Genomic DNA, 3159 nt, shown 5'->3' with positions numbered 1-3159 from the left:
AGAGTTACCAAGTAACGGTGCAACCAGAAGCCATCGCGGCCCGCCTCGTAACAGCTCACCACCTTTGCCTCGGACGAGAGGTCGAATTTCTCCTTGGCCTTCCTGATCGCTTCGACCAACTCCATACGGTGTCCCGCCTCCATCGTCTCATGTCGCCGCTTCTCACCCCCATCGCTAAACACGAGCTTCCAACACTTGTCGCTCAACTCCATCGCCATGTACAACACCCCCTCGACTGCGTTATCTTTACTCTGTAGGGCCACTCGATTCATCTTCGCTCTCCTTTGGATTGGTTAACCAATGCGCCTAAAGGGTAGCCTGGGTGGCCCTACATAGCATCTATTCCCACGCGCTCCGTCGATGAGCTCGTGCGCGAGCGCACGTCTCCGTCGGTAAAGGCGGCGCTCAAGAGCCTGCTGGAGGCGCCCGTGGCCACCGTGGGTGGCTTCCGGCCAACATGACGGGGCCGACACCGCTCTGCGACCTGGGCCCTCCCCGGATCTCGTCGACGAATGCAGCGAACTCACGCCGAACATCGTACCAAACGACAACGCGCCGGGCCTTCAGGCGCTCAGCAAGCTGCTTCGCCACGTAGTCGTGGAGCGGGTGCATGTCAGGGTTCCCAGCTCTCGCCAAGGTGCCGGCGAAGGGCGTCGGCAACCGCGTGGTCGCTGAGGTACAGGCCAGCAGAACGTAGCCGCTCGGATCAGCGGCACCGCCGAACCAATCCGGCCCGCGCGGGCGGCCTGCACGACGATGCCGAGCGTACCCGAGAAGCGAACTCCCAGCGTCCGTGCCGCGACCCGCGCTTCGCGATCGTCGAGGATGGCGAGGGCACCCAGCGCTCGGCTCAGCGAGAGCACGGCCGACTCGCCGGCCCCCAGGCTCCACTCCACGACCTCGGGGTCGTGGGCCGCGCGCCGCACGTCCGCGCCCAGGCCAGCCTCCAGTGCTCGCCGCGCAGGGTCGTAGGCATGTCCTCGAAGGATCTCTTCGGCTACGGCCTCGGGCACGATCACGGACCGGCCGGGCGTAGCGAGGAGGTCGACGTGTCCAACCTTGGCAAGCGCGATCAGCGGTGATGCGTTGACCACCCAGATCTCAGCCACGGCCGGCCTCTTCGGCGTCGGCAATGATTTCGTCGGCAGTCTGTTGAAACGGCGAGACCCCGTACCGGCCAAGCGCGTCGATGAACTCCGCGCGCGACAGGCCCGCGATCTCCGCTGCTCGCCCTTGGCTGATGCGGTGCAGCTCGTACCACTTCACGGCGGCCGCGATGCGCAACTCGCGAGTAAAGGTGTCGGGATCATGCCGCACGCTCGAGAGAGCGCCCTCGTCGAGACTGAACGTGATCTGAATCATGGTCTTCTCCTGTCTATACGGGTGTCCACATGGGCCTTGCGTCCTCGCCCACCGCGCTGCCACTTCCCGTCGGGACCCTCGACCCAGAAAACCTCCTCGAGGCCGTGGGCGATCGCCAGGCTTCGGTCGGTCGCGCACTTCGGAACCACGCGCTCGGGCCAGAGGTGCATCGCGAGGCGCGCCCAGTCGTACTTGCCCGCGGCGAGCTCGTCGCACTTGGCTTTCAGTTCCCTCTGCCAGGGCTTATGCTGCGGCACGAGGCGCCAGAGCGGCGCGAAGTTGATGATGACACCATCGTCGAGGTTCGGATTCCAAAGGGGCGCGACTCGCTTCACCTCTTCGAGGAAGGCGCGGAGCTCGTCGACGAACGTCTCCTGCGCGGCGAGGGCCTTGCGCTCTACTGCCTTTGGGGTCTCGGTCACGTCGCGGCACAGCGACTCGAGCTTGCGTTGCTCGTGCGCGAGCTTCGGGGCCACGTAGTCATTTTGAACCTTGTAGAGCGTGTCGTTGGTGAAGGCGTGCAGGTAGAGCCAAACCGAGTAAGCCGCCGATGGCGTCGCCAGCTGCCAGTAGATTGGCGCCTTGCGACGGCTCTTCGAGTACCTCCGCAAGTGGTCACCAAACAGGCCGTCTGAGCGGCGCACGTACTCACTCAACGAGTCCGTTTGCAGCGCACTCGCAAGGTGAGACTCATTCTCCGTCAAGCTTCCGCAGAACAAGACGGAGAGCAGATCTCTCAACCGGTCCTCAATGTGATCGCCATGCGTTGGGTCGTAAACGAGAATCGCTCTTTCGTGCGCGTCGAGATGAGGTCCCGCTCGCCGCATGGCAGGCGGAAACGGTCCGAACTTTTCCAATGCTCGCGTCAACGAAAAATCGGTGTTCTTTAATTCTTCGCGCAATTCCCACCGGCCAAAGACGCATCCCAGGGCGAACGAAACGAGACTATGCGCCGCAATCCATCTGCACCCGGAATCGATGTCGGCGTCTTCGATCGCTGGTTCGCAAGGCGGCTGTGTCTCTCGAAAGCGGTCTATCACCAGGGCTTCTTCGTCGGAGACGGCAAGCAGTTCCCGCAATTGCCTCTCGCAATAGCCTTCGCAGTCGACCGCTGTCTGCCGAGCAGCTTCGACGGCAAGTCGCACTTCGTCTGCCCAATCCTCGAAACTCCGAACTGAAGAGACACCTTCGAACAGGTGCTGGACTTCGTCGTACTTTCTTGCAGTTTCGGAAGCATTGATCGCGCGGCTGACCATTGCGCGAGCCTCGCTACTCTCGGAAAGACGAACAAATGGAAGAAGATTTACGTAGCCCGAGTACTTGTGCTGCCCGCAGTACTTGTTAATCGAGAATCGAACCAGAGGCGTATTTAGGTACGCGAGGATGTCCAGGGCGTCTTCCTCGCGCTCGACGGGAATTGCTTGCCCTTCAACCGTGAAGATATGACCGGCTGGAAGCAGGTGCGCCGTCAGAAATTCCCCGCGCTTCCCGAAACAAACTCCTGCTTGCCGATGATGGCCCAGACCGCTCTTCCGGGTCGATGAGTCCATTGGGAGTTCTTCGGGTTCGACACCTGAGATGGCGAAATCAATAAGCGTCGTTGTGTAAGGCGAATATCCCGTACCATTGAAAAGACGATTGATCTTGAAGGCAGAAGCATCCGGCGCGGCTCTACCCTCCAGTTGCATAAATATCCATGCGGGTCGTCAGGAAAGGGCGTAGAATACAGGGTTGCAGAGAGTTTGTAGCGTTGCGCTGGACATCACCACCGGTGATATCCAGCCTTTAAGCAAAAGA

4 protein-coding genes are annotated in these 3159 nt (G+C 61.2%); all 4 read right to left on the bottom strand.

Going from position 1 to position 3159, the window contains the following annotated elements; genetic code table 11:
• On the bottom strand, positions 1 to 272 hold a 272-nt coding region (locus M3461_05720), incomplete at its 3' end, for an IS110 family transposase (protein ID MDQ3773883.1).
• A gap of 291 nt (positions 273 to 563) precedes the next feature.
• Positions 564 to 1109: a DUF3368 domain-containing protein gene (locus M3461_05715; GenBank protein MDQ3773882.1), complete on the bottom strand. Its 546-nt coding sequence runs from the start codon at positions 1107 to 1109 to the stop codon at positions 564 to 566.
• A complete protein-coding gene (locus M3461_05710) occupies positions 1102 to 1362 on the bottom strand; it encodes a UPF0175 family protein (GenBank protein MDQ3773881.1) in 261 nt (86 codons plus the stop codon). The genes M3461_05715 and M3461_05710 overlap by 8 nt, the downstream gene beginning before the upstream one ends.
• Entirely contained in the window at positions 1359 to 3050 is a 1692-nt protein-coding gene (locus tag M3461_05705) for a BREX-1 system adenine-specific DNA-methyltransferase PglX (GenBank protein ID MDQ3773880.1), read from the bottom strand. Before M3461_05705 ends, M3461_05710 begins: the two co-directional genes overlap by 4 nt.
• Positions 3051 to 3159 lie beyond the last annotated feature (109 nt).

It is taken from the genome of Pseudomonadota bacterium (assembly GCA_030860485.1).
GTDB lineage: Bacteria > Pseudomonadota > Gammaproteobacteria > JACCXJ01 > JACCXJ01 > JACCXJ01.
The sequence above is the reverse complement of the archived record's forward strand: the minus strand, read 5'-3'. Positions and strand labels throughout refer to the sequence as shown.